Source organism: Sphingopyxis selenitireducens (assembly GCF_051550705.1).
GTDB lineage: Bacteria > Pseudomonadota > Alphaproteobacteria > Sphingomonadales > Sphingomonadaceae > Sphingopyxis.
Genome location: NZ_JBPULG010000006.1, coordinates 482,894 through 508,747, shown reverse-complemented (window position 1 = coordinate 508,747; position 25,854 = coordinate 482,894). Strand labels below are relative to the sequence as shown.

19 protein-coding genes are annotated in these 25,854 nt (G+C 62.5%); 15 read left to right on the top strand and 4 right to left on the bottom strand.

What is annotated here, in order from left to right; genetic code table 11:
• Together repC and ACSYDV_RS20995 are read right to left on the bottom strand one after the other, a co-directional pair.
• On the bottom strand, positions 1-1,133 hold a 1,133-nt coding region (gene repC / locus ACSYDV_RS21000), incomplete at its 3' end, for a replication initiation protein RepC (protein WP_438325989.1).
• A 491-nt stretch (positions 1,134-1,624) separates the two neighbouring features.
• Positions 1,625-1,927 (bottom strand): peptidoglycan-binding domain-containing protein, encoded by a 303-nt coding sequence (locus ACSYDV_RS20995; protein ID WP_438325988.1) that lies wholly within the window; start codon positions 1,925-1,927, stop codon positions 1,625-1,627.
• Between the two features lie 105 nt (positions 1,928-2,032).
• On the opposite strand from ACSYDV_RS20995, the gene ACSYDV_RS20990 reads away from it, so the two are divergent.
• The 12 genes from ACSYDV_RS20990 to ACSYDV_RS20940 all read left to right on the top strand — a co-directional run bounded on the left by ACSYDV_RS20990 (position 2,033) and on the right by ACSYDV_RS20940 (position 19,032).
• On the top strand, positions 2,033-2,206 hold the full coding sequence (locus ACSYDV_RS20990) for a hypothetical protein (RefSeq protein ID WP_438325986.1): 174 nt from the start codon (positions 2,033-2,035) through the stop codon (positions 2,204-2,206).
• 77 nt (positions 2,207-2,283) lie between these two features.
• On the top strand, positions 2,284-2,832 hold the full coding sequence (locus tag ACSYDV_RS20985) for an RNA polymerase sigma factor (RefSeq protein ID WP_438325985.1): 549 nt from the start codon (positions 2,284-2,286) through the stop codon (positions 2,830-2,832).
• Positions 2,829-3,893, top strand: a complete 1,065-nt coding sequence (locus ACSYDV_RS20980; RefSeq protein WP_438325984.1) for a FecR family protein — start codon at positions 2,829-2,831, stop codon at positions 3,891-3,893. Before ACSYDV_RS20985 ends, ACSYDV_RS20980 begins: the two co-directional genes overlap by 4 nt.
• A gap of 83 nt (positions 3,894-3,976) precedes the next feature.
• Positions 3,977-7,360 carry a TonB-dependent receptor gene (locus ACSYDV_RS20975; protein WP_438325982.1) on the top strand — a complete coding sequence of 1,128 codons (3,384 nt, stop codon included), beginning with the start codon at positions 3,977-3,979 and terminating at the stop codon, positions 7,358-7,360.
• A 342-nt stretch (positions 7,361-7,702) separates the two neighbouring features.
• Positions 7,703-8,185 carry a PraA/PraB family alkane oxidation protein activator gene (locus ACSYDV_RS22395; protein ID WP_497198774.1) on the top strand — a complete coding sequence of 161 codons (483 nt, stop codon included), beginning with the start codon at positions 7,703-7,705 and terminating at the stop codon, positions 8,183-8,185.
• A 268-nt stretch (positions 8,186-8,453) separates the two neighbouring features.
• Positions 8,454-8,921, top strand: coding sequence for a PraA/PraB family alkane oxidation protein activator (locus ACSYDV_RS20970; protein ID WP_438325981.1), 468 nt, complete (start codon positions 8,454-8,456; stop codon positions 8,919-8,921).
• A 143-nt stretch (positions 8,922-9,064) separates the two neighbouring features.
• A complete protein-coding gene (locus ACSYDV_RS20965) occupies positions 9,065-11,272 on the top strand; it encodes a porin family protein (RefSeq protein ID WP_438325979.1) in 2,208 nt (735 codons plus the stop codon).
• Between the two features lie 274 nt (positions 11,273-11,546).
• A complete protein-coding gene (locus ACSYDV_RS20960; protein WP_438325978.1) occupies positions 11,547-11,927 on the top strand; it encodes an OsmC family protein in 381 nt (126 codons plus the stop codon).
• A gap of 51 nt (positions 11,928-11,978) precedes the next feature.
• The gene (locus tag ACSYDV_RS20955; RefSeq protein WP_438325977.1) at positions 11,979-12,590 is read left to right on the top strand and encodes a TetR/AcrR family transcriptional regulator; all 612 of its coding nucleotides are present in this window, start codon (positions 11,979-11,981) and stop codon (positions 12,588-12,590) included.
• A gap of 418 nt (positions 12,591-13,008) precedes the next feature.
• Positions 13,009-14,277, top strand: coding sequence for an efflux RND transporter periplasmic adaptor subunit (locus tag ACSYDV_RS20950; protein WP_438325976.1), 1,269 nt, complete (start codon positions 13,009-13,011; stop codon positions 14,275-14,277).
• 145 nt (positions 14,278-14,422) lie between these two features.
• Positions 14,423-17,611 (top strand): efflux RND transporter permease subunit, encoded by a 3,189-nt coding sequence (locus tag ACSYDV_RS20945; RefSeq protein ID WP_438325975.1) that lies wholly within the window; start codon positions 14,423-14,425, stop codon positions 17,609-17,611.
• A gap of 5 nt (positions 17,612-17,616) precedes the next feature.
• Entirely contained in the window at positions 17,617-19,032 is a 1,416-nt protein-coding gene (locus ACSYDV_RS20940; RefSeq protein ID WP_438325974.1) for an efflux transporter outer membrane subunit, read from the top strand.
• A 7-nt stretch (positions 19,033-19,039) separates the two neighbouring features.
• Here the strand turns inward: ACSYDV_RS20940 and ACSYDV_RS20935 are convergent, their stop codons facing one another.
• Positions 19,040-20,422, bottom strand: a complete 1,383-nt coding sequence (locus ACSYDV_RS20935; RefSeq protein WP_438325973.1) for an aminotransferase-like domain-containing protein — start codon at positions 20,420-20,422, stop codon at positions 19,040-19,042.
• Positions 20,412-20,852, bottom strand: coding sequence for a DUF983 domain-containing protein (locus tag ACSYDV_RS20930; protein ID WP_438325972.1), 441 nt, complete (start codon positions 20,850-20,852; stop codon positions 20,412-20,414). The genes ACSYDV_RS20935 and ACSYDV_RS20930 overlap by 11 nt, the downstream gene beginning before the upstream one ends.
• A gap of 269 nt (positions 20,853-21,121) precedes the next feature.
• On the opposite strand from ACSYDV_RS20930, the gene ACSYDV_RS20925 reads away from it, so the two are divergent.
• The 3 genes from ACSYDV_RS20925 (at position 21,122) to ACSYDV_RS20915 (ending at position 25,732) form a co-directional block, all read left to right on the top strand.
• Positions 21,122-22,567, top strand: a complete 1,446-nt coding sequence (locus ACSYDV_RS20925; RefSeq protein ID WP_438325970.1) for an alginate export family protein — start codon at positions 21,122-21,124, stop codon at positions 22,565-22,567.
• A 13-nt stretch (positions 22,568-22,580) separates the two neighbouring features.
• The gene (locus ACSYDV_RS20920; protein ID WP_438325969.1) at positions 22,581-24,323 is read left to right on the top strand and encodes an amidohydrolase; all 1,743 of its coding nucleotides are present in this window, start codon (positions 22,581-22,583) and stop codon (positions 24,321-24,323) included.
• A gap of 80 nt (positions 24,324-24,403) precedes the next feature.
• Entirely contained in the window at positions 24,404-25,732 is a 1,329-nt protein-coding gene (locus ACSYDV_RS20915) for a PAS domain-containing protein (RefSeq protein ID WP_438325968.1), read from the top strand.
• Positions 25,733-25,854: the final 122 nt, after the last annotated feature.

The window sequence follows — 25,854 nt, the reverse complement described above, 5'->3', positions numbered from 1 at the left end:
AAAATGCTGTCATTTATGCTATCCTGCGATCCTTCAAAACTTCTTCTCCCCGTCTTCTTTTCTTCCTCCTTACGAGCGCGGATCGCAGCGATCATCCCGGCAAGGTTCATCGTTCCGCGCAGAGTGGATTTCACCATCCCTGCCAGACATCCCGCAGGTTTGCGGGCGTGGTAGCGATGGCCAAAGGACAGGACGGCATTGCGCTGGATGATAATGACGCAAAGGGCAGCATGTTCGCGTCCAAGGCGAGCGCAGGCGGACTGCCACGACCGCTGACCAATCCCCATCTGGATAGCCATATGGAACGACGTTTCGACAATGCCGGGCCAAGTGGTTCCGCCAAACATCGGAAGAGCCTCACGATACTCGTCGGTAGCGATGATGGCGGCTTGCTGGGGTGACATGCACAGGTCGGGCGTTCGCGACGGCTCACCGGCGCTACAGGTTTTTGAAGATTGTTCTGGTGGTATATTGGGTGCGCAATTTTCTTCCGATCCATCGGAAATTTTCTGCGCACCGCCGCCATCGCGAAGCATGGTTAGGACTTCCGCCAAGGCATCCCTGATCGCCATGAGCCGGTCCAGGTCGGTGATGCGCGCCGTCCGCCCGTGCGGCAAAATCTCATTGGCCATCGAGCGCAGGTTCATCTGTTCGCTCGAACGGATGGCATGATTGATCTGACGGATTTCGGCCTTGCACTGATCGACCGCGCGATCTCGCAGCCGGATCGCTTGCAGCTTGTCCTGCAATTCGTGGAAGCGGAGAATCAGCGGAGCCAGATTGACGCCGGATGCCCAGATGACCCGCCCATCACGCCGCTCGCCATAACGCGCACCGTTGCCTCCCGTCGATCGGATCAGAAAGCCCGCATCTTCCAGTTCCCGTTCCGCGCCATTGACGGAACGGGGCGTGAGGCCGATCGCCCGTGCCGTAGTCACCACCTGTGACCAGACGGCGCAGACGCGGCCTTTGCGGTAATCCTCATCCGATGTTCTGAGGACATAGTGCCGAACCAGCGCAATGGCGGTCTTGGACAGGCGATAGTGGGATTTGGCGACCTGCTCGAACACGGACAGCAAATCGAAGCGACCTTGCCCTTCTGGCAGGCCGTCATGCGTGAGGGCGATGCTCATTGCACGGCCCCCGCATCACCGATACACTGAACACTCCAATCCCGAGCTATGGTTTGGTTCGCCCTCGCGTTGGTGCCAGCCTTCGCGGGGGCTTTATTTTGCCTGACAGACGGCCTGCGTCGGTTAGACACATGCCCCGCAACCGCTTGATTTCCCGTTGGGCGGAATCGACGGGTTAGACATTGGAAAGCCGCCGGATACCTCGATTGTAGAAGCCCGGCTCGGGCCTCCAACCATATTCACTGAACCCGCATATTTACGGTTTCGCCCGTGTAACCCCGCAATTGCGCGTCTTTCCTGCCCCGCATCGATCTCCGCGAACGGACTCCTGGTCCGGAACTGAGCCCGAAAAGGGGCAGAGTCTCTGGGCGATATTCTGCAGCTAAGGTTTTGGGAGTAGCCTATTCTGGCCGTCGGTCGTACGTTTGCTTTCAAGACGAAAGCACGAACACGCGCCTTGGAGCAGCCGCAGAGGTTAAGGTATCGCCGCCCTAAATGTCTCCCAGAATCGGCAGCGAAAAACCGAGTGCTTGCGCAGTGTTCGACCCGATCACGCCGTCAGCCGAACCGCGACCGAATTCACGCGTCTGAAACGCCATCACCGCCTCAATCGTGGCACGTCCGAAATCACCGTCAGGCACTTCGAGCGGCATGCCTTTGGCGATCAGACATTCCTGTGCCTTGTGCACAAGGTCGCCAGTCGAGCCGAAGCGTAGCGATTGCATGATATGCGAGTCCGGTAGTGCTGCGGCGGTAGCAACTTCGATCCCGCTGAAGAGCATATAGAAGAGCATATATATGAAGCGCGGCTGCCGCGACGGCGCGTCATAGGCGTTCTCGACGAATCGCTTCCACGGCCCCGTCTCGGGCTTGCCTTGTCGGGCGGAGGATTTGGGGTGGTGGCCGCCGGCCAGGGCATCGGCTACACTGGCGCGGCCGCTCCCTCCCTTAAGAACAATGGCTTCTGGCTGACCCGGGGCTACGAGGCCGACTGGTTTTGCGATGCCTTGAAGGAAGCGGGCATTGTCCCCTGCTGCCCCGGCCTGAAATCCCGGAACAAGGCCGTCACATAAGTCCTGACCCCAATGGACTTTCCTGCGCCACGTCATTCGAGCGTTCCGCTTCATAAAGTGGGGCGCATATTGCCTAGATGGACGTTTTAGGTAGGACACAGATCGGGAGGAGCGGGGTGGCAGCAGAATCTGTCTCCGAACTGGAACGGCTGACCCGGAAATTCCGGCCGCCGTTGATCGCCTTTTTTTCGCGTCGGGTCGCGAGCTTGGCCGAGGCCGAAGATATGACTCAGGAGGTTTTCGTACGACTGATGCGGACGCAAGCGAACATTGAAGAAACAAGTGCCGCCTATATTTTCCGGATCGCCGCGAATCTTGTCACAGATCGTGCCCGCCACGCTCTCGTCCGTCGGCATTTCTCCGACGCCGCGCGAAGCGAAGGCAGCGCCGGCATCGACCCCTTCGATCCCTTCCGAATCGTTTCGGCGCGTGAAAGCATTGCGGTCCTGTGGGCCGCAATTCAGGCGCTGCCCGAACCCACCCAGCAGATATTCATATTGCACCGCGTCGAGGATATTCCCAAGCAGACGATCGCCGACAATTTCGGATTTCACCTGCGAACGGTCGACAAGCATATTTCGCGTGCGCTTGTTTTTATTGCCCGCCGGATGAGGCCGCAGGTATGATCCCGCAGAACGATAACGACGGCTTTGCCATGCAGGAAGAACGAGCCGCCTCCTGGTGTCTTCGAATTGCCGAACGGCCGCTCATGCTCTCCGAGCAGGCCGATTTCGATGAATGGCTCGCCGCCGACGAGCGCCACGCTCAATGTTTCGAACAGATGGTGGCGGTATGGCAGTGCACTGACGCGATCGCGGAACTTCCTGGATTCCTCTCGCTCCGCGCCAAGGCGTTGACGATGATGGAAAATGCCCGACACCACAATGAGCAACCTTCACGAAGCCTGACCCGTCGCCACGCTTTCGGAGCGTTGACGGCGTTCGCATTGATGGGGGGCATTGGCGCTTGGTATCTGGCGGAAAGTCCCGACATTTATGCGACCGCCGTCGGCGAACGGCGGACCGTCCGGCTCGGCGACGGATCCAGCGTCTCGCTGGATGCCGCCAGCCGGATGCTGGTGTCATTCACCGATGAGCGGCGGGCGGTCACGCTCGAGCGCGGCCGGGCCAAGTTCGACGTGGCGAAAGATCCGCTGCGGCCGTTTACCGTGACAGCCGGTTCGCAGTCGGTGGTGGCGGTCGGGACGAGTTTCAGCGTCGAGTTGCTGCGCGGCCAACTCCGGGTCTTGTTGTTCGAAGGACAGGTCGCGGTTGTTCCGCGCGCCGTCGCGGCGGCCAGTGCGAAGGTGCGGCGACCAGCTCCGGCGGCGACCCAGCTTTTACCCGGGCAGGAACTGGTGGCCAATCTTTCGTCGGGAGCCGCCGAAGTTCTTCCGGTCGAAGCCGAGCGCTCGCTCGGCTGGGAAGGCGGCCGCGTCGATTTTGTCGATATGCCGCTGGTGGATGCGGTCGAACGGATCAACCGTTACGCCACGTCGCCGATCCTCCTCGGCGATGCCGCCGCGGGCCGCCATCTTGTCAACGGCGTGTTCGATGCTGGCGATACCGACAGCTTCATCAAGGGCGTGACGTCGCTCTACCCGCTGTCCGCACACGAAACGAGCGGTCGAATTTTGATCAAAACAGTAAGTTCCGGGGTCGATAAAGAAAAATATAGTCAAAGATAAAAATTATGGGCTGAAATCGGCGGCTGGATCGTCTTTATGACAGGGGGGCAATAATATCGATCCCTCGCATAGAGGGAGAGAATATGTCCAATCGTCGCTATTGGTTGTCGAGTCTTGCCGTCGGCGCAATGGTTGCTATGTCGCCGCCAGCGCAGGCCGAGGCCCGCCAGATTCAGCAGTTCGATATTCCGGCCCAGGATCTGGGCGGCGCGCTACGCGCCTTTGCGCGCGCGTCGGGCGTGCAGGTCATCTTCGACGGCAAGGCGGTGCGCGGCAAGCGCAGCGAGGCGCTTCGCTCGCGCGCGGGCGCCGAAGAGGCGCTTCGAGAATTGCTTCGCGGGACAGGGCTGGCGTATCGCCGCAACGGAAAGATCTTCGTCGTCAGCCCGATGCGGCGGATTGCGCAGGTCCCGGTCGAACTCGCGAGCGCGGCGCCGGTCGCAGTGGCTGCGCAGGCTCCCGCTAAGGAAATCAGCGATGGCGCCGAAATTATCGTGACGGCGCAGAAGAAGGAAGAGAAGATCGGCGACGTGCCGATCGCGATGACGGCGCTGTCGTCTGCGGCGCTCGACGATCACAAGATCGAGGGGGGAGCGGAACTGCTGCGCGCGGTTCCGAACATGAACTTCTCCAAAGCCAATTTCAGCATGTACAATATCTCGATCCGCGGGATCGGGACCAAGGCGATTTCGGCATCGTCCGATCCGGCCGTTGCTGTCAGTTTCAACAATACCCCGCTGATCCGCAACCGCCTCTTTGAATCGGAATTTTTCGATATCGGCCGCGTTGAAGTTCTGCGGGGCCCGCAAGGCACGCTCTATGGCCGGAACGCAACAGGCGGCGTGGTCAATATCATTCCGGCGCTTCCCGAACAGGACTTCGGTCTCGAAGCCAAGGTCGAGGTCGGCAATTTCAAGTCGATGCGCGCGCAGGGCATGATCAACGTGCCCGTCACCGACACGCTGGCCTTTCGCGTGTCGGGCGCGCTGACGAGCCGTGACGGCTTCGACTACAACACATTTACGCAGAGGCGCGTCAATGACCGCGACCTTTGGTCGACCAGGGCCATTGTCGCATGGGAACCGAGCGACCGCTTCCGGGCCAATGTCATCTGGCAGCATTTCGAGGAAGACGACAACCGGTCGCGCACAGGGAAGCAGCTTTGCACGCGTGACCCCGGCCCGGCGACGATAGGCGGCGTTGCCGTTCCGGAAAATATTCAGGGGCGCCTCAGCCAAGGCTGTCTGCCCGGCTCGCTATACGACGATGCGGCTTACGGCACCCCCAACGCCAGCGGCTTTGCGGCGGTGGTCGCGGGCAATAGTGGCTATGTGAAGATGGGCTATATTCCGGGCACAAGTACCGTTGCCCCTGGTCTCAGGCCCGGCGATCCCTTCGCGGGTGCCGCGCAATCGCGTAATCTGCGCGAGATTGCGACGAGCATCGATCCGGTGTTCCGGGCCAAAAATGATGTGTTCCAAGCCAATCTTGAATTCGACGTTACCGATGCGGTGAAATTTGTGTCGCAGACCGCCTATGCGCGCGATCGATATTTTTCGTCGCAGGATTATAACCGCTACGTATCGGCACCGATATTCAACGACACCTCGGGACTGGTCAACGGACCGCCGCAGATCATCATTCCGCTGCCCCCGCCGCTGCCGCCACTGGTCTTCGGGGAGCCGCCCATGCCGATCGACCAGTCCCACGCCGCGCCGGGCGGGATATTTTGCGACCCGCAACTCGGATGTTCGGACCGGATCCTTTCGATGGATCTCAGCCGGTCGCGCAACCGGCAATGGTCGCAGGAATTCCGCCTGCAATCGGATTTCGACGGGCCGTTCAATTTCAACCTTGGCGTCAATTATCTCGATTTCAAATCGCAGGACGATTATTTCGTTTTCAACAATCTCTATACTTTCATCGCCTATAACCGGAACAACAGGAATGAAAGCGGCAATTTTGGTAGTGAATTTGAATATTCCGATTGCGGACCCGCTGTAACGACACGCGATTGTATCTACATTGATCCCAATCCTGTTGGTCTGCTTGACGAGCAGGGGCATAATTACTTTCGCAGTCGTAACGATGTGCGAACCAAGAGTTGGGGCTTTTTCGGTGAAGCCTATTGGGACGTTGCCGAAAATGTGAAGGTTACCGCCGGGCTGCGCCTGACCCGCGACAGCAAGAGCGCGGTCTTGTATCCCAGCCAGCTTCTCCTGGGTGGGGGTGTAACCGGAGCCAGCGGCGGCACCGTCAGCGGTGGATACAAGGCCAATGACCCGCTCGCTCAGCGCTGGACAAAGCCGACCGGACGGCTGGTGATCGACTGGAAACCGGACTGGTCATTTACCGATGACAGTCTGGTCTATGCGTCGGCTTCGCGTGGGTACAAAGGTGGCGGGGCCAATCCTGCGCGCCCCGGTATCTCCGACGTAAACGTCCAGTTTTCTGATATTTCTCCGACGTTCAAGGCCGAGTATGTCAACGCCTTTGAAGTGGGTATGAAGAATAGTTTCGATGGCGGGCGCTTCACCCTTAACGCCACCGGATTCTATTATGATTACAAGGATTATCAGGTCTCACAGATTGTGGACCGGATTGCCCTTAACGAAAATTTCGATGCGACGAGCTGGGGGCTGGAATTCGAAGCGGCCTGGCGGCCATCTCGCGCTTTCCGCGTCGATACCAATCTCGGCTATCTGAAGACCCGCTTGAAGAGCGGTTCGCAATCGATCGACGTCATGAATCGCACACAGGGTGATGACGATTGGGTCATTGTCAGGCCGTTCCTTCAGGTTCCCTCCAATTGCATTGCGCCGCGCGCGTATGTGGAACGGATCCGGCAAGTCGATCCGTCCGCTTCGTTTTATGAGGCCTTTTACGCCTTATGCGGTGAATCCAAAATACTTGCAGGCAGCTTCGATCCCGCCGATGCGCTCAGCTATTACGCATCGGTTTTTGGCTTCGCTTACGATCCCTTTGCGGCGTATAATCCCGCTACGGTTGGTGCGTTGGTGCCCTATGATCCGGCGAATCCGAATGCGTGGCGCAGCCAGGTCAGCGGCGCCCCCAACGGCGGGCGCGGCTTCTTTGCTGACTTGGGCGGCAACGAATTGCCCAACTCGCCTCGCATGACCTTCAATCTGGGCGCGCAATATACCGCCTTCATCGAAGGGGGCGATTGGGAACTGACCTTTCGCGGCGACTATTACCGCCAGTCAAAGAGCTTCGCGCGCGTCTACAACACCGAATATGATCGCTTGAAAGCGTGGGACAATGTCAACCTCGCGATCACACTCGCGCGGCCGGCGGATGATTTTACGCTGCAGCTCTATGTCAAAAACGTCTTCAACAAGGCGCCGATCACAGACTCTTTCACCAATAGCGACGACTCCCTGCTCAGCACCAACGTCTTCACGCTCGACCCACGCATTATCGGGTTCAGCGCGACGAAGCGGTTCTGACGACAGGGCGCGCCGCACGCCTCCCCCGGTCCCCCGCGAAAGTGCGAGGGGCAGGGCATTGCGAATGCGGCACTTAAGCGTTTGCCCCTTTTTTGGGCCCGGAATGTGAATTGGTTTTCTCAATTGGTTTTCGAATAACACTGAAAATTTCAGAAATAAAATTGATAGCGCAGAAATCACATTTCTGCGCAGAAGATTTTTATACTAAATAATTAATAAGTATTAATTCTCTTAATAGTGAACTATTATTTAATATTGACTAATATTTAAAGGGATATTATTCTAACTTTGCATCGATTCGTTTGATGTTTTGTTATAAAAAAATCTAACAGGAGAGTTGATATGAAGAAGTTCTCTGTTATTTGCGCGGCAGCGCTTGCGCTTGCCGCTCCAGGCATTGCTCAGGCAGCCAGCCCGAATGGCGATCACACCTTTACGGGGACGCTTGAGGTTCGAAAGAGTTTGCCGCTATGGACGTCCTGCACAGTGACCGCCGTCGTCAGGGTCACAGGTGGTGTTCCCGTATTGCAGTCGGCTACGGTCAGCGGTGGCGGCGTGTGCGGGGGCATCAGCTTCACTGGTCTTCCTAGCAGTGCTCTCAATACTACAGGATTGCCGGTCGTTGTTGTGCCTGCTGTTGGCGTGAATATCACGTTCCCCGCCGGCACATGCAGTGGAAGCCTCGCTGTTCTTTGGAACGCCGGGCCGCCGCCCAGCATTACTTTTGTGGATGGAACCTCGAATATCCCCGGTAGCGGGGGAACCCCTTGCCGGATCAAGGGGACCCTTACTCAGACGGCTGCTCCGTGGCTGAGCCTCCCGTAATTCCGCTTGCGGTCGCTGTTCAAAGATGATCGGCGATTGAGATTTTTCGGGCACCTGCTGCCAGCGGGTGCCCGAATTTTTCAGGCATGGGAGTTCTACACGTCTACGATGCTCAATCTCTAACGCCTCCTCCCGGAACCGCTATCGCGACGCGATGGCGGGCTCCCACTTGGCGGGCGTCCGGCCAGGGCGTCCGTTTTTTGTCGCAGCTTTCGCATATCCCCGGCGCGATTTGGGAGCCGGGGTATTGTTTCAAAGGAGAGATGGTATGACAAAATGGACTGTTCTTGTCGCAACCTTGGCTGCCCTGGCCAGTCCGGGGATGGCCCGGGCGGCCAGTCCGGATGGAAATCACACCTTCGCGGGAACGATCGAGATCAAAAAGAATCTGCCTGCGTGGGTATCTTGCACGCTGACCGCTGTCATCAACGTCAACGCCGGCGTTCCCAGGTTGAATTCGGCAGTTATCACTGGAAGCGCCATTTGCCCGGCTATCTCTTTCACGGGTCTTCCCAGCACTCCTCTTGATACGACAAGTCTTCCGTTGGTCGTCGTGCCCAATGTCGGCATGAATTTTTTCGGCCTTTGTTTCGGCGATCTCAAATTCATCTGGGGCGGCACCGTAAATCCGCGGACCGTCACCTTTCAGGATCCACGGTCGGACCTTCCCGGCACCCCTCCGTGTAAGATCAGGGGAACTCTCACCCAGTCTCCGGGGTCGCTCAACCTTCCGTGATCTCGTTTGCGATCGCTGTCGGGAGGTGAATGGCCTTCTTATCTGATTGCGAGACAATTTTGATGCTTCGGAATTTCCATGAAGCTGTCGCTGACACGCGGGAACATCCGACCCGTCGCGGACCATTTTGCCTGCCGGTTTCGTTGATCGCGGCCTTTCTATGTGTCGCGGGTGCCGGCCGCGCCGATGCGCAAGCACCTGCATCGGGTGCGGGTGTGAAGCCTGCCGACGAAATCGAAAAACCTGTCGTGTCGGGGATGCCGGTCGATGCCGACCCGAGGGAGATCGTCGTCACGGCGCGCCGCGGCGAGGCGCTGGTCGAGCCTGAGACTGAACTCGATGAAGAACGGATCGGCGCTTATGGCGCGTTTACCATCGGCGAACTGATACGCGACCTCGCCCCGCTGATCGATGGCCCGGACAAGCCGCCGGTTCTGCTTGTCAACGGAAAACGGGTCGGCGAGTCGACGGGCATGGAAGGCTTTCCGCCTGAAGCCCTGAACCGGCTGGCGATCCTGCCCCCCGAAGCCGCGGCACGTTATGGCTATCCGGCCGACCGGCGCGTCGTGAACCTCGTACTCAAGCCACGTTTCGCAAGCTGGACCTTCGGCGGGGAGCTGACGCTGCCGACCGCTGGCGGGCGTGACGCGGAAACGCTTTCAGCGAACCGCGTCGCGATCAACGGACCGACCTATTGGAATGCCGGCGTGCGTCTGTCGCGCGCGCGCCGCTTGCTGCGCAGCGAGCGCCGGCTGCTTTCCGACGAGCAAGACCACTACAAGAGTCTGTTTCCCTCGACCCGCGGTGTAGATTTCACCGCGGGTGTCACGCGCCCGATCGGCGACTTTTCTGGGTCGCTGAGCCTTGGCGCTGCCGTGAACGGGAGTCTCGGCCTGCTCGGACGTGACGGTGACCGGCTGTTACACGACAGGCAGGATTCAAGATCCTTCAATCTCTCGACGACATTTGGAGGAGCGATCGGCGGCTTTCAGACCAGCTTTTCCGCCAGCTACGGGCGAAACTGGAGCGAGAATCTGTTCGAAAACAGCGCGTCGCTCGCGGGCCGCCGGAGCTGGTCGAAAAGCGACAACTGGAATGTCCAGCTATTTGTCAACAAGGCGGTCGCTGCGCTGCCAGCGGGACCATTGACCTCGAACCTCACGATCGGCGGTAATCGCAGCGTCTTGCGGTCCCAGAGCGGCGAGGGGCCCGCGAGCGCGTTTCGGCGCAACCAGCTCACGACCCAGCTGTCGTTGGCTATCCCCGTCACCAGTCGCGATAAGGACGTCCTCGGTGCGGTCGGCAATATTTCGGTCGATCTCGGCGGCGGCATCGACATCGCTTCGGACGAAAAAAGGCGATCGCGCTACACGGCGGGGCTCAACTGGTCGCCTGTTGCCGCGCTCGACCTGCGCGCGTCGCTGATCTATTCGGAGATGGTGCTGTCCGCCGAGCTTCTCCACGCGCCGCGAACCGAAACCACGATGCGCCTTTATGATTATCTCCGCCAGGAAACGGCCGAACTGGTCTGGATATCCGGGGGCAACCCCGACCTTCGCAGCGGCAGTCAGCGCATGCTTTCGCTCCGCGCGACGTTGCGCCCCTTCGGCAGCCAGCTGGCAACCTTCACTACGGACTATCAGCGGCAGGTCGGACGGGGCGGGGTCGCCCCGTTTCCGCAGCTTACTCCCACGACCGAGCGCATTTATGCGGACCGGATCGTCCGCGATGCCGACGGGCGTCTCGTTTCGATCGACACGCGCCCGATTTCGATCGAACGCGACTTCTTGTCGCGACTGAGCAGCGGCGTCACGCTGTTCTTCGCGGGCAAGCCCAAGGCGGCCGAGGGTGCGGCGCCGAAGGCGCGGATATGGGACGATGGGCAAATAACGATGTCGCTCACCCATGATTGGCAGCTGCGAAGCGACCAGCTGATCGCGCCCGGACTTCCGGTTCTCGACCGGCTGCGCGGCGACAGCGGCCAGTCCCGTCACACGCTGGCGTTGCAGCTCAATGCCGGGTGGCGGGGCTTGGGTACCAATCTCAACGGAAACTGGCAGAGCGAGGCTCGCGTTCGCGATGCGACGCGCCCCGACGGCCAGGGGGATTTTTTCTATCCTGCAACGGCGAAGTTCAATTTCGGGCTTTTCGTCGAGCCCGAGCGCCTTTTGCCGGCATCGGGCAGAAAATCATGGCTTTCCAGGCTTCGTGTTACGTTCGATGTCCAGAATCTGCTCGACAATTACCGCCGCGTCACACTGGCCAACGGTCGTGTTCCGACAGGATACCGGCGTTATGAGATTGATCCGCTGGGCCGCTCCATTCAGGTCGGCATTCAAAAGCAGTTCTAGGGTCAGAAGCCATTGATTTGAGATAGCGATTGTGATTCTGGTGGTCGCCAGAAGCCTGCATGATGAACGATCTATTTTGACTGAGAGCGAGCAAATGGTCCGGCTTCAGCCGTATTTTTTGACGTGACACCCGTCTTTCATCCAGCCACAATTAGAGGCCGACGGGTGTTGCCCCTAAGGATCAACTTCCGCGCACCGCGTCTGGACCGCGTCTTGAGGGGGTATGCAGAAAATTCTGGTGTCGACCGGTCTACGCGCACGAAGGAGAACCGCCATGGCCCAAGGTAGCGCCACTATTGGCCGGGATCGCTATCGCACCGAAATCCTTGTCGGCGGTCATGGCATCGTGGCGGACGAGCCGCCCGCGCTTGGCGGGCAGGGTATGGGGCCTGCGCCTTACGACCTGCTGCTCGCCAGCCTCGGTGCGTGCACCGCGATCACGTTGCGCATGTATGCCGACCGCAAGGAGTGGCCGCTCGAATCGCTTGAAGTTGCGCTGCGGCTGTATGGCCAGGATGAACGGCGGATCGATCGCACGCTGACGATTTCCCGGCTCGACGATGCGCAGAAGGCGCGGCTGGCCGACGTGGCCGAGCGCACGCCGGTGACGCTGACGCTGAAAAGCGGCTTGCCGATCGACACGCATCTTGCCTGATCGCCGCAGCGGCTGGACATTTGCGCCAAGGCAAAATATATACCGCCCGTTATGGAAATAGATACTCATCCGGCGACCAAGGGGCGTCCGCGCGAATTCTGCGTCGATGCAGCGCTCGCGGCGGCGCTGCGCGTCTTTTGGAGCAAGGGTTATGAGGGCGCCTCGATGGCCGACCTCACCGACGCGATGGGGATCACGAAGCCAAGCCTTTATGCCGCCTTTGGCAATAAGGAGGCGCTCTTCAACAAGGCGCTGGATCTCTATGAGCGTGAGAAGGCCGATTATATGCGCGCCGCGCTCGATGCGCCAACCGCGCGCGGCGTTGCCGAACGGCTGATGCATGGCGCGCTCGACATGTACTGCTGCCCGGAAAATCCCAATGGCTGTCTGGGCGTCATCACCTCGGTGGCGTGCGGTGCCGAGGCCGAGTGCATTCGCGAAGCGGTGCTCGCACGTGGTGCCGAAGCGAAGCGCGCGATGCTCGCTCGCTTCGCACGCGCGAAGGATGAAGGCGATTTTCCGGCCGACGTCGACGCCGAAGGGCTCGCCGCGCTGTTGACCGCCGTCAATCAGGGCATGGCCGTGCAGGCGGGCGCCGGGGCAACCCGCGCCCAGCTCGAGCGGCTGGTCGAAACCAGCCTGAAGCTGTGGCCGGGACGCTAGAAGAAAAATTTTTACCGACCGGTATGGAATGCGCTTGACGCAGCGCAGCACGGATTATATACCACTCAGTATATAAAGATAACTCTCCCCGTGTCGGCGCATCTTTTGGTGTTTGCCGAAGGAGCGCCGACATGCCTGAATTTTCCCAGCCTCTCCCCCCGACCGACCGCCGCACACCGTTCCTGCGGCGGTCGGGATGATTTCCGCCGCCAGCGCCACGCGGCGCGGCGGCCCTGCCAACCGAGAATAAACAAAATGCCCGCGCATTTGTGCCCGACACAAATGCGCGGCGAGGGCGGCGCTGCGCCGTTCCCATGATCATTGCCAAGACATTGGACCGAGGGGGCGCCTTCGGGACCGCGAACCCGTGCGCCGCTGCGCATCCGACCTGACCGACATAAAATGAAGGGGCATCGCCATGACCGTCCACACGCCGATCGAAAAAATCGATCCCGCCGATGCGACAATCCGCCGCGAACTGAAGGAATTGCTGGACCCCGGCAGGAAACGCCGGGTCGCATGGATCGCGGCGTTGCTGGTTCTGGTTGCGGGCGCATTTTGGCTGCTGCGTGATGGCGCCGCGCCCGCTGCCGCCGCGCCCGCGCCGGTGCTGACGGTTGCGGCGCCGCTGGCCCGCGAAATCACCGAATGGGACGAATATATCGGCCGGTTCGAGGCGAGCAAGTCGGTCGAGGTCCGGCCGCGCGTCGCGGGAGCGATCACGCAGATCCACTTTACCGACGGCCAGATCGTGCGTCAGGGGCAGCCGCTCTTCACCATCGATCCGCGGCCCTATCGCGCATCGCTCGCCGAAGCGCGCGCGGCGGCGGCGAGCGCGCGCAGCGACCTTGCGCTCGCGCGGCTCGAGCTTGAGCGCGCGGGTCGGCTCGTCGATATCGAGGCGGTGTCGCAAAGCGAGATCGACCGCCTCCGCGCCCGCGTTCAGGCGGCGTCGTCGGCACTCGCCGGCGCCGATGCCCGCATCGCGGCGCGCGCGCTCGACGTCGAATTCACCATCGTCCGTGCGCCGATGAGCGGCCGCATTTCCGACCGCTTGATCGACGCCGGAAACCTTGTGTCGGCAGGCGATTCGGGCGGCACATTGCTGACCACGATCAACGCGCTCGATCCGATCTATTTCACTTTCCAGGGGTCCGAAGCCCTGTTCCTGAAGTCGAAGCGCGACGGCGCCGAAAAGGGCGCAACGGTCGAGGTCCGCCTGCAGGACGAAGCCGGCTATCGCTGGAAAGGCCAGCTCGACTTCACCGACAATGGCATCGACCCCCGCTCGGGCACGATCCGCGCCCGCGCGCGCTTCGACAACGGGTCGATGTTCCTGACGCCCGGCATGTTCGGCAACATGCGCCTCTCGACCGGTCAGACGGTGCAGGCGCTGCTTGTCCCCGCCGCAGCGGTACAGACCGATCAGGCGCGCAAGATCGTCTATACCGTCGGCAAGGATGGCATGGTCGCGGCCAAGCCGGTCGAGCTTGGCCCCGAAGTCGATGGCCTGCGCGTCATCCGTTCGGGACTGACATCGACCGACCGCGTCGTCGTTACCGGTTATCAGTTTGCGCGCGCTGGCGAAAAGGCGGTGACCAAGTCTGGCCGCATCGCCGCGACGGCGCCGAAAACGACTGCGACCGCGACCGAACCGGTGTCGGCGCAGGCGACTTTCGCGCGGTAAATTCCTCCCCTCCCGCTTGCGGGAGGTGTCGGGGAGGGCCTGTGACGAACCCTCCCCGCTGTGCCCCGGATCCGGTCCGGGGCTCGCCGCCCCTCTCGCATGCGGGAGGGGATGACCAGAGTATTTTTCAGACAGGGGCTCTCCCATGCGCCTATCGCGTTTCTTCATCGACCGGCCGATCTTCGCGGCGGTCCTCGCCATCATCATCACCATCATCGGTGCGGTTGCCTATATCGGCCTCCCCGTGTCGCAATATCCCGACATCGTCCCGCCAACGGTGACCGTATCGGCGAGCTACCCCGGCGCGTCGGCCGAAACCGTCGCCGAAACGGTCGCGGCGCCGATCGAGCAGGAAATCAACGGCGTCGACAACATGCTCTATATGAGCAGCCAGTCGACGGGTGACGGCAATGTCACGATCACCGCGACCTTCAAGATCGGCACCGACCTCGATGCCGCGCAGGTGCTGGTGCAGAACCGCGTCGCGATCGCAACGCCGCGTCTTCCGGAAACGGTGCAGCGGCTCGGCGTGGTGACGCGCAAGACGTCGCCCGACTTCCTGCTGATCGTCAACCTCGTGTCCCCCGACAAGTCGCTCGATCGCGCCTATATCTCCAACTATGCGCTGACCCAGCTTCGCGATCGTCTCAGCCGTATCGACGGGGTTGGCGACGTGCGGCTGTTCGGCAATCGCGATTATGCGATGCGCGTGTGGATCGACCCCGGCCGCGCCGCGGCGCTCGACCTGACGGCGGGCGAGATCGTCGCCGCGCTGCGGCGTGAGAATGTGCAGGTCGCGGCGGGCTCGCTAGGCCAGCCGCCCTACGCGAACGGCAGCGATTTCCAGCTCAACGTCGAAACGCAGGGCCGCCTGACCGACCCCAAGGATTTCGCCAATATCGTGATCCGCAGCGATGCCGACGGCCGGCAGGTCCGCGTTGCCGATGTCGCGCGCGTCGAGCTTGGTGCCTCGGACTATAATTCGAACACCTATTTGTCGGGCGACCCGACCGTCATCCTCGCGACCTTCCAGCGTCCGGGATCGAACGCGCTCGCCGCCGCACAGGCGGTCGAGGCCGAAATGGCGGCGGCATCGAAAAGCTTCCCCAAGGGCCTCGAATATCGCGTCATCTATAATCCGACCGAGTTCATCGCCCAGTCGATCGACGCGGTGATGGATACGCTGTTCGAAGCGGTGATCCTCGTCGTCATCGTGATCCTCGTTTTCCTCCAGAAATGGCGCGCCGCGATCATCCCGGTGCTCGCGATTCCGGTCTCCTTGATCGGCACTTTCGCGGTGCTTGCGGCCTTCGGTTACAGCCTCAACAATCTGTCGCTGTTCGGGATGGTGCTCGCGATCGGCATCGTCGTCGACGATGCCATCGTCGTCGTCGAAAATGTCGAACGCAATCTGGAGAAGGGGATGAGTGCGCTCGAGGCGGCGCGTACCTCGATGGACGAGGTATCGGCGGCGCTCGTCGCGATCGTCCTCGTGCTCTGCGCGGTGTTCGTACCGACGCTGTTCCTTACCGGCCTGTCGGGCGCTTTCTATCAGCAGTTTGCGGTCACCATCTCGACCGCGACGATCATCTCGCTGATCCTTTCGCTCACCCTCTCGCCCGCCATGGCGGCGATCCTGCTGCGACCGCATGCGAAGCCGGTGGGCGAGGGCGCCGGAATGCGCTTCGTCCGCCGCGCGGGCGATGCTTTCAACCGCGCTTTCGAGCGGATGGCGAGCGGTTATGCCGACCTCACCGCGCGGCTGGTGCGTGCGCCGAAGAAAATGATGGCGACTTATGCCGGATTGATCGTCGCAACCGTCGGCCTGTTCTGGGCAACCCCCACGGGCTTCATCCCCGCGCAGGATCAGGGCTATTTCCTGATCGTTGCCAAGCTGCCCTCGGGCGCTTCGGTCGAGCGCACCGATGCGGTGCTGCAAAAGGTCGCGCAGCGCGTGCTGCCCGTCGATGGCGTGCTGGGGTCGGTGATGCTCGCGGGTTTCGACGGCCCGTCGCAGACGCTCGCCCCCAATTCGGCCGCCGCCTATTTCCCGCTCAAAAGTTTTGCCGAGCGGAAGAAGCTCGGCGTCACGCTTGAGGAGATTTTGGCACAAGCGCATGCGAACACCGCGGATATCACCGACGCGCAGATCGTGATCATCCCGCCGCCGCTGATCCAAGGGATCGGCTCGGCGGGCGGATACCGGATGATCGTGCAGGATCGCGGCGGCCATGGCTATGAAGCGCTGGCCAAAGTGTCGGGCGACCTGATCGGCAAGGCCGGGCAGACGCCGGGCCTCGCCAATGTCTTCACCTTCTTCGACGCGACCAATCCGCGCGTCTTTGCCGACATCGACCGCGCCAAGGCCAACCTTCTCGGCGTCCCGCCCGAGCGCGTGTTCGAAGCGTTGCAAGTCTATCTGGGGTCGGCGTTCGTCAACGACTTCAACCTGCTCGGCCGCACCTATCGCGTCACCGCACAGGCCGACGCGGCGCATCGCCAGACCGTGGCCGATATCGCCAATCTGCAAACGCGGTCGAATTCCGGCGCAATGGTGCCGATCGGTTCGGTCGCCAATTTCGAGGATCGCACGGGGCCGTATCGCGTTACGCGCTACAACCTCTTCCCTGCGGTCGAGATCGACGGCGACACCGCCCCCGGTTCGTCGTCGGGCGCGTCGCTGACGACGATGGAAAAGCTCGCGGCCGAAACCCTGCCTGCAGGCTATGGCACCGAATGGACCGACATCGCCTTCCAGCAAAAGGCGGCGGCGAACACGGCGGGGATCGTCTTCGGGCTCGCGGTGCTGTTCGTCTTCCTCGTTCTCGCGGCGCAATATGAAAGCCTGACGCTGCCGCTGGCGATCATCCTGATTGTGCCGATGTGCCTGCTCGCGGCGATGGTCGGCGTGAACCTGCGCGGGATGGACAATAATGTCCTGACGCAGATCGGGCTTGTCGTGTTGATCGCGCTCGCGGCGAAAAATGCGATCCTGATCGTCGAATTTGCCAAGCAGGCCGAGGAACAGGACGGGCTGTCGCCGGTCGATGCCGCGGTGCGCGCGGCGCGCGACCGTCTGCGTCCGATCCTGATGACCAGCTTCGCCTTCATCCTCGGCGCGGTGCCGTTGCTGATCGCGAGCGGGGCAGGGGCGGAACTGCGCCAGGCGCTCGGCACCGCGGTCTTCTTCGGGATGATCGGGGTGACCGCCTTCGGCCTCATCTTCACGCCGACCTTCTACGTCGTCTGCCGCGCGCTCGGCGACCGGATTGCCGCACGGCGAGGGCGGGGATCGGGCGACCACGGCGCGGCGCTGCCCGTGCCTGCGGAATAAGGAGAATGACCATGATGCTCCGCAACATACTTACCGCCGCTTCGGCGCTGACGCTCGCTGCCTGCGCCGTCGGTCCCGACTATGCGCCCCCGCAATCGGCGTCGGCCCCGACCGCGACCGGTTCGTTCCTCACGGCAAGCAGTCCCGCCGTGACGCTCGATCCGGTCGCGGCCGACTGGTGGCGCCTCTATGACGATCCGGTCCTCGACGGGCTCGTCGCCGATGCGCTGGCCGCCAATACCGACGTTCGCGTCGCGGTCGCCAATATTGCAAGGGCGCGTGCAGCCTTGCGCGGCGCGCGCTCCGACCGGCTGCCGCAAGGCCAGATCGGCGCAGGGGCCAATTACGGCCGTAGTCCCGAGGGTCAGCGCTTGCCCGGTGCCGATCGCGAGGACTGGTCGGTCGATGTCGGGCTGAACGTCGCTTATGAAGTCGACCTGTTCGGCCGCGTCAGCCGATCGGTCGAGGCCGCGCGCGGCGATGCTGCGGCTGCCGAAGCCAATGCCGATGCGGTGCGCGTGATCATCGTGTCCGATACGACAGAGGCTTATGCCGACGCGGCATCGGGTGCGGCGCGGCTCGACGTCGCGCGGCGGATCGTCGGCCTGCTCGATCAGCAGGTGATGCTGACCGGCCGGCGCAAGGAAGCGGGGCTGGCGACGGGGCTAGACCTCGCTCGCATCACGACGCTGCGCGATCAGCGCGCCGCCGATATTCCTGAAATCGAGGCTGTCCGGCAGGCGGCACTTTTCCGTCTGGCAACGCTGACCGGCCGCCACCCCGGCGCGTTGCCGGCCATTGCCGCCGACCGCAATATCAGCCTCGAGATCACCGATCCCATCCCGGTCGGTGACGGGGCGGCGCTGCTCAAGCGCCGCCCCGATATCCGCGCTGCCGAACGGCGACTGGCCGCCGATACCGCGCGAATCGGGGTTGCGACCGCCGATCTGTATCCGCGTATCACGCTGGGCGGTTCGGTCGGGTCGACAGGCGGGGGCTTTGGCGATGTGTTCGGCGGCGGGCCTCTCCGCTGGCTGCTGGGGCCGCTGCTCAATTGGGCGTTCCCGAATCAGGAGCCCGCGCGGGCGCGAATCGCGGCGGCCGAGGCCGATACCCAGGCGTCGCTCGCCGAGTTCGACGGCACGGTGCTGCGTGCGCTCGAGGAAACCGAAACCGCGCTCTCCTCTTACGGGCGCGCGCTCGAACAGCGGCAGTCGCTGCGCGCGGCGCGCGATCAGGCCGAGCGCGCGGCAAGGATCGTGCGCGCGAAACGACAGGAAGGCGCATCCGATTCGCTCGAATGGCTCGATGCCGAACGGACTTTTGCCGAGACCGAGGCCGTGCTCGCCGCGCAGGACGGGCAAATCTCGCGGCGCCAGATCGCGCTCTTCCGCGCGCTGGCGGGCGGCTGGTCGAGCTAGCGCCGCGTCAGATGACCGGAGCGGCCTGCGTCGAGGGCGACCGCAAGTGGCGGTCGAGCGCGCGCAGGCCGCGGGTCAGGCCCGCGCGGTCGATGACGCCGCCCAGCGAAATGCGGAGCGCCCTCTCACGCGCATCGTCACGTGCATCGTACGCCGCGAAGCGATCCGACGGCACCGCCGACAGCCCGTCGAGGCTGAGCGAGGAAGCGAGCATGTCCGGGTTGCTGTCGTCGGGAAGGGGCAGCCACAGATGATATCCCTCGGGATGCGCCGAATAGACCGCATCGCCGAGGATGGTGCGCGCCAGCCGCTGCCGCCACACGGCTTCGCTGCGCACTCCGGCGGCGAGCATGTCGAAGCTGCCGTCCGCAAGCCAGAGCGACACCATCGCCGCGTTGAGTGGCGGGGCCATCACGGCGCTCTCATGCTGGGTCGCCGCAAGCTGTACGGCCTCGATGGCACCCGGCGCGCGAACAAAGGCGACGCGCAGCGCGGGCGAAAGTATTTTCGACATGCTGGCGATGTACCAGCCCATATCGGGGGCGAAGCTGGCGATCGGCGGCAATGGTACATGCGGTAGCAGGCCATAGGCATCGTCTTCGATGATCTGAACGCCCGCGACCTTGGCCCATGCGCCGATCGCCGCCCTTTCCTCCGCCGCGACCGTCATGGCGGTCGGGCTGTCGTTGGTCGGGACGACATAAAGCGCGCGCAGCGGCGCGGTGCGATGCGCATCGGCAAGCGCGTCGGCGCTGATCTCGCTCAACGGGACGAGCGTGACGCCGATCCGCCGGGCGATCGCGCGAAAACCGGGATAGAGGTGTTGGCCGCATGCCACGCGGTCGCCGGGCCGCAGAATGGCAGAGGCGATGGCATGCAATGCGTTCTGCCCGCCGGCGGTTACCAGCATCTGCTCGCTGTCCGATGACAGCCCAATCCGCGACAGCAGGGTGGCGCCGGCCTCACGATCGGCCGCCGCCCCGCCGGGGCGCTGATAGTGAAGCCGTGCCAGCCCGTCGCCCTGCGCCAGCATATCCAGCGCCGCCGCCATGGCCCGGGGCAGGCGGCCGTCGGCGGGCATCGGCGGGCTGTTCATCGCGATATCGGTCTGGCCGGCTGCGGCCGCCGCGCCATTTTTCGCGGTCGGGCTGATGAAACTGCCGGCGCGTCCGCGCGCGACGATCAGGCCGCGCTGCCGCGCCAGATCATAGGCCTTGGTCACGGTGGTGAGGTCGATGCCGAGCGTGACGGCAAGGTCGCGCTGCGGAGGCAGGCGGTCGCCATGGCGGAGTTCGCCGCGGGTCACTGCAGCGGCGATGGCGCTTGCGACCGCCTTATATTTTGGTCCTGCGATCCCGTCGATGTCGGGCCGCCATGCGTCAGTCGCCACGCCGTTCGTCCGCTTCCCGCTTTTCCCGCGCGTGGAGCTTGGCCCACAGATGCTCGGTCCCCGATTCCTGTGCCTTGTTCACATATTGCGAGGCGACGAGCCAGCCCTTGATCGCGCGCAGCGGCAGCACGCAGCCAAGGACCATCAGCGGAATCGAAAAGACCAGATGCACCCAGATCGGCGGGTCATAGGCGATTTCCAGCCACAGGATGAAAAAGGTGAAAGGAAAGGCGACGATCATCTGCGAGAAGAACGCCGGGCCGTCGTCGGGGGAGGCGAATTTATAGTCCAGCCCGCAATTGTCGCATTGCTTGGCAAGCTGAAGCCACGACCGGAACATATGTCCCTTGCCGCATTCGGGGCAAAGCCCCTGCCAGCCGGATTTCAGAATCCAGCGCAGCTTTTCGTCGCCCACATCATTCCGTAACACGCGTGCGACTCCATCTATGTGCATGCAATATTGCATACATAAAGCAAAGGCGTTCGAGAATCGACGGGAATTTTCTTATATATAAATCACGTATTTTCAATAATATAAATATCATATTCAGATAATGGAATTTTATGCATGGATATTTGCAAAAAATATATCATGCATAATTGGCCATATTTAGCTCCCGTCAGCGCTTACCGATAGCGTCAGCTATCCCGGCGGCCGACGATCTGATAGGCTCGACGTCAGACAGGGGTTTGCGACTTATGCGCCAATCGACCTATCCAGCCTTTGCTGCGCTGTGCCTCGCCATTTCGGTCGCGGCCCCGGTCAAGGCGCAGGAAAAAAACGACCCCTTCCTGCTCGCCGAAACCGATGACCTCGAAGTGCGCGCCCGCGTCGAAGCCGGCCTCAATCTCGTCGCCGAACATAATCTCTTCTGGGAATTCGCAGAGACGGTCGCGGGCAACAGCGATTTTGATTCCGATGGTGAGTGGGCCGAATTTTATGTGAAGCCCGGCATCGCCTTCCAGTACCGGCCCGGGGAGCGGACGAGCCTTTATGGCGCGGCGTCGGTCGTCGTGTCGACGACGGCGGGAACCGATGCCTTTGCCGCCAGCAACACCGGGCAGGCGACCGTCGAGGAGCTGTATCTGGGATTCCGGCGCGGCGACGAAAAAGGGACGCGGTTCGATGCCTCCTTCGGTGCGCGCGAGTGGAAGGCGGGGACGGGGATGCTCCTTTCCAACGGCGGGTCGAACGGCTTTTCGCGCGGCGCGCTGAAACTCGGCCCGCGCCGTGCGTGGCGTGTCGCGGGGCTGGTGACGGCGGCGAGCGGCGGGGTGCAGGGCACCGCCTTCTATCTCGATCCCAATGAGGCGCCCGACAATGACACCGGCACGCATATCGCCGGCGCCGACCTGCGCTACGACGCCAATGCCGGCAGCTTTATAGGGGTGACGATGGGCAAGGTGCTGGACTCCTCCTCGCCCTATCCAAAGGCTGCGCCCGGCGGCATCGGCGTGCCCGATTTCATCGCGGGCGGCCGCGACGGGCTGCGTTTCCTGTCCGCCTATGGCCGGATCGCGCCGACCGGCGGCCCCCTCGAGAACGCATGGATGGGGCTCGACCTCGCCATCGAGCGCAACAAACGGATCGACCTCAAGGCATGGGCCGGGCGCGCGCAGGTTGGCTATGCCTTTGCCGATCAGCCGTGGCGGCCGACGATTTCCTATGTCTATCAGAGCTTCTCGGGCGACGATCCCGACACGCCCGCGCTCGAACGCTTCGACCCGCTCTATTATGAGGGCAATCCCAGCGCCTGGTCGACGGGGTCCAAATCGTCGATGGTGTTCATCAATTCGAACATCAACGCGCATCAACTGGTGCTGAGCGTCGCGCCGAGCGCGCGCGACACGATCACGCTTCGTGCTGCGCGGATCAGTGCCAATAAATTGCGCAGCCCGATCCAGTTTGGGCAGGCGACCCGGGTCGAGTTCGAGGATGGCATTGCTCAGCCGATCGCGGGGGTGACGCGCAAGCATCTCTCGGACGATCTCTTCCTCGAATATCGGCGCATCGTCACGCCCAATGTCTATTTCACCGCCGGTTTTTCCATTTCGTCGCCGGGGGCGGGGATCGATTCGATCGTCACCGACGTCACCGCGCCGCTGTGGACCGGCGGTTTTGCGAATGTGGTCGTCAACTTCTGACAGGGGAAACATCATGGCCTGGACCGACTCCACCATCGATCGCCGCATGCTGCTTGCGCAGGGCGGCCTCGCCGCGGGGCTTCTGGCGACGGGTGGGCGGGCCATGGCGGAGGATGCGGGCGCCGCAACGATATTCCACGGCGGCCCGATCCTGACGATGGAGGATAGCGCGCCGAGCGTCGAGGCGATCGCGGTGCGTAACGGACTGATCGTCGCTGCCGGCACGCTCGACGCCGCTAATGCCGCCGCCGGTCGCGGCGCGAAGCGCTTCGATCTTCAGGGGCGGACGCTGCTGCCGGGCTTCTTTGACCCGCACGGCCATGTCGTGATGGTCGGGCTGCAGGCGCGCTACGCCAATCTGCTTCCCGCCCCCGACGGCGAGGGCGATTCGATCCCCGCGCTTCAGAAAATCACGCGTGAATGGATGCGTAAACACGCCGATCTGGTGCGCAAGACGCAGCTGGTCATCGGCTTCGGTTACGATGATTCGCAACTGCGCGAACAGCGGCATCCCACCCGCGCCGAACTCGATGTGATCTCGAAGGATGTGCCCATCCTGCTGCTTCATCAGTCGAGCCATATGGGGTCGGTGAACAGCGCCGCGCTTGCCGCCGCCGGTGTCACCGCCGCAACCCCCGATCCGGCCGGCGGCGTCTATCGCCGCGAAGCGGGGTCGAAAGAGCCGAACGGCGTGCTGGAGGAGACGGCGCTGTTCGCGATGATGGGGGTGTTGCTCGCGCGCCTCGACGCGCAGGCGAATATGGAGATGATCCGCGAGGGCGCGGCCTTTTACGCAAGCTTTGGTTATACCACCTGTCAGGAGGGCCGCTCATCGACCGACAGCTGCCGCCTGATGGAAGCCGTCGCCAGTCAGGGGCTGCTGCCGATCGACGTGCTGACCTTTCCCGACGTCCTCAATTCGACCGATGCGATGGAGCTGCCCGCCTATCGCAAAAATTATGTCGGCCGTTTCCGCATCGGCGGGGTCAAGCTGACCATCGACGGGTCGCCGCAGGCGAAGACCGCATGGATGTCGCAACCCTATTTTATCCCGCCGGAGGGGCAGTCGGCGGCCTATGCCGGCTATCCCGCGATCACCGAGAAACAGGCCATGGATGCGGTCGACCTCGCATTTGCCCGCGGTTGGCAGATTCAGGTTCACGCCAATGGCGACGCCGCAGTCGACATGCTGATCGCGGCCGTGCGCGCGGCGACAAAGAAGCACGGCGCCGCCGACCGCCGCCCGGTGCTGATCCACGGACAGGTCACGCGCGAGGATCAGGTCGATCAGCTCAAAGCGCTGGGGATCGTGCCGTCCTTCTTCCCGATGCACACCTTTTACTGGGGCGACTGGCACCGCGATTCGGTGCTGGGGCCGCGGCGTGCCGAGAATATCTCGCCGTGCGGCTGGGCGCTGCGGCGCGGGATGCGTTTCACCTCGCATCACGATGCCCCCGTCGCCCTGCCCAATGCGATGCGCGTGCTGTCGGCGACCGTCACCCGCCGTACCCGGTCGGGCGACATATTGGGCGCCGACCAGCGTGTGCCGGTCGATGTCGCGTTAAAGGCGATGACGCTGTGGGCGGCGTGGCAGCATTATGAGGATGACCGAAAGGGATCGCTCGCCCCCGGCAAGCTCGCCGATCTGACCATATTGTCGGACAATCCGATGACGATCGACCCGGACCGGCTGGCGAACATCAGCGTCACCAACAGTTTCAAGGAAGGCCGACCCGTCGCCGGCGGTTCGGCTTAGTCCGATCCGCCATCGTTTACGGCGCTTTTACCAGTTCCAGTGCATGACATGCCGATATGTTTTGCGACTGGGGATAGATGATGGACAGCATGCGCGGACTGCTTTCGGGCAGCCACGACCAGGATGACGGGGCCATCGACGCGCCGCCGGTCGTCGGCGTCGACGAACGGCGGATGCAGGTCCGGGCCTATAATCACTGGGCTTCGCTGCTCGCGAACCGCGCTTATCCGTCGGTCGAAGACCTCAATCTGGACCATATGGGCGATTTCGGGCCGCATTCGGTGCTGCTCGATTTTACCTCCGGAATCGACAATCCCGGCATCGCTTTCCTCGGCGACCGTTTGCGTGCCGAATCGCAGATCGAAGAAGACGTCCATTATATCAATCAGATCCCCGGGCGGTCTTTGCTCTCGCGATTGACGGATCATTATCTCCAGATCATCGCCAACCGCGCGCCGATCGGTTTCGAGGCCGAATTCGTCAACGATCGCGGCGCAACGATCATGTATCGCGGCATCCTGCTGCCCTTTTCTTCCGACGACGACACCATCGATTTCATCATGGGCGTCATCAACTGGAAGGAAGCGGCGCCCGCCGACGAATCGGACGAACTGCGGCTATCGGTCGAACAGGCCCTGCGCAGCGCCGCGCCGCTGACCGCGCCGGTGCCGGTGTGGGCCGACGGCCCCGATTCGGAACATATTGATGAGGATGCGGCACCCGGATTTGCCGCGCTGGGTGATGGCGACGGCGACGATATGATTCTCGATCTGGCGATCGACGAAGATGTCATATCGCTCGACCCCGACGACGATGCCGAACTGGCCGACTGGCTGGCGCTGGCGCGGGAAACCGCCGAACGGGCGATGGCCGCCGACAGCCGCAGCCGCAGCGCGCTTTATCAGGCGGTCGGCAAGGCGTGGGATTTCGCGCTGGTCGCCGAGGCGCAGCCCGAAGCCTTTGCCGCGCTGCTCGACGATGCCGGGCTGACGGTGCAGGACCGCGCCCCGATGACCCCCGTGGTCAAGCTGGTGTTCGGCGCCAATTACGACAAGACGCGCCTCGCCGAATATGCCTGTGTCCTTGGTCATGCCCGGGATGAAGGCGTCGGCCGCGGCGCGCTCGCTACCTATCTCGATCGCTATCCGGGCGGCCTTAAAAAGCTGGTCAAGGATGTCCGTGCGCGCCGCAAGCCGGCCGATGAAAACGCCGATGCGAAGCTCGACGCATTGCGCCGCGCACACCCTGCGGTGATTCTCGAACATGACGCCGATGACGCCGAATTCGTCGTGTTGATCGCGCGGACGATGCCGGGCGGCCATATCGGAATCGTGGCCAAGGCAGCCGACGATCCGGGGCTGGTCGCAAAGCTTGCGCGCAAGGCGGTGCCGATCAATCCGGGCGGCTGACAGTACTCGCGCAACAGACAATCCAAAAATTGAAATAATTTTGCGTAGAGGCGCGAACGAGGCCTTGAGCCGCGCGCGCGGCGGGCGCATAGGGTGACGTAGCGAACGGGCCCCCGCCGATC

What these genes read in the sequence shown, in the direction of transcription:
- ACSYDV_RS20995 (WP_438325988.1), bottom strand. Translation starts at nt 1,927, where the DNA reads ATGCTCTTCTATATGCTCTTCAGCGGGATCGAAGTTGCTACCGCCGCA.
- ACSYDV_RS20985 (WP_438325985.1), top strand. Translation starts at nt 2,284, where the DNA reads ATGGACGTTTTAGGTAGGACACAGATCGGGAGGAGCGGGGTGGCAGCA.
- ACSYDV_RS20980 (WP_438325984.1), top strand. Translation starts at nt 2,829, where the DNA reads ATGATCCCGCAGAACGATAACGACGGCTTTGCCATGCAGGAAGAACGA.
- ACSYDV_RS20975 (WP_438325982.1), top strand. Translation starts at nt 3,977, where the DNA reads ATGTCCAATCGTCGCTATTGGTTGTCGAGTCTTGCCGTCGGCGCAATG.
- ACSYDV_RS22395 (WP_497198774.1), top strand. Translation starts at nt 7,703, where the DNA reads ATGAAGAAGTTCTCTGTTATTTGCGCGGCAGCGCTTGCGCTTGCCGCT.
- ACSYDV_RS20970 (WP_438325981.1), top strand. Translation starts at nt 8,454, where the DNA reads ATGACAAAATGGACTGTTCTTGTCGCAACCTTGGCTGCCCTGGCCAGT.
- ACSYDV_RS20960 (WP_438325978.1), top strand. Translation starts at nt 11,547, where the DNA reads ATGGCCCAAGGTAGCGCCACTATTGGCCGGGATCGCTATCGCACCGAA.
- ACSYDV_RS20955 (WP_438325977.1), top strand. Translation starts at nt 11,979, where the DNA reads ATGGAAATAGATACTCATCCGGCGACCAAGGGGCGTCCGCGCGAATTC.
- ACSYDV_RS20950 (WP_438325976.1), top strand. Translation starts at nt 13,009, where the DNA reads ATGACCGTCCACACGCCGATCGAAAAAATCGATCCCGCCGATGCGACA.
- ACSYDV_RS20945 (WP_438325975.1), top strand. Translation starts at nt 14,423, where the DNA reads ATGCGCCTATCGCGTTTCTTCATCGACCGGCCGATCTTCGCGGCGGTC.
- ACSYDV_RS20940 (WP_438325974.1), top strand. Translation starts at nt 17,617, where the DNA reads ATGACCATGATGCTCCGCAACATACTTACCGCCGCTTCGGCGCTGACG.
- ACSYDV_RS20925 (WP_438325970.1), top strand. Translation starts at nt 21,122, where the DNA reads ATGCGCCAATCGACCTATCCAGCCTTTGCTGCGCTGTGCCTCGCCATT.
- ACSYDV_RS20920 (WP_438325969.1), top strand. Translation starts at nt 22,581, where the DNA reads ATGGCCTGGACCGACTCCACCATCGATCGCCGCATGCTGCTTGCGCAG.
- ACSYDV_RS20915 (WP_438325968.1), top strand. Translation starts at nt 24,404, where the DNA reads ATGGACAGCATGCGCGGACTGCTTTCGGGCAGCCACGACCAGGATGAC.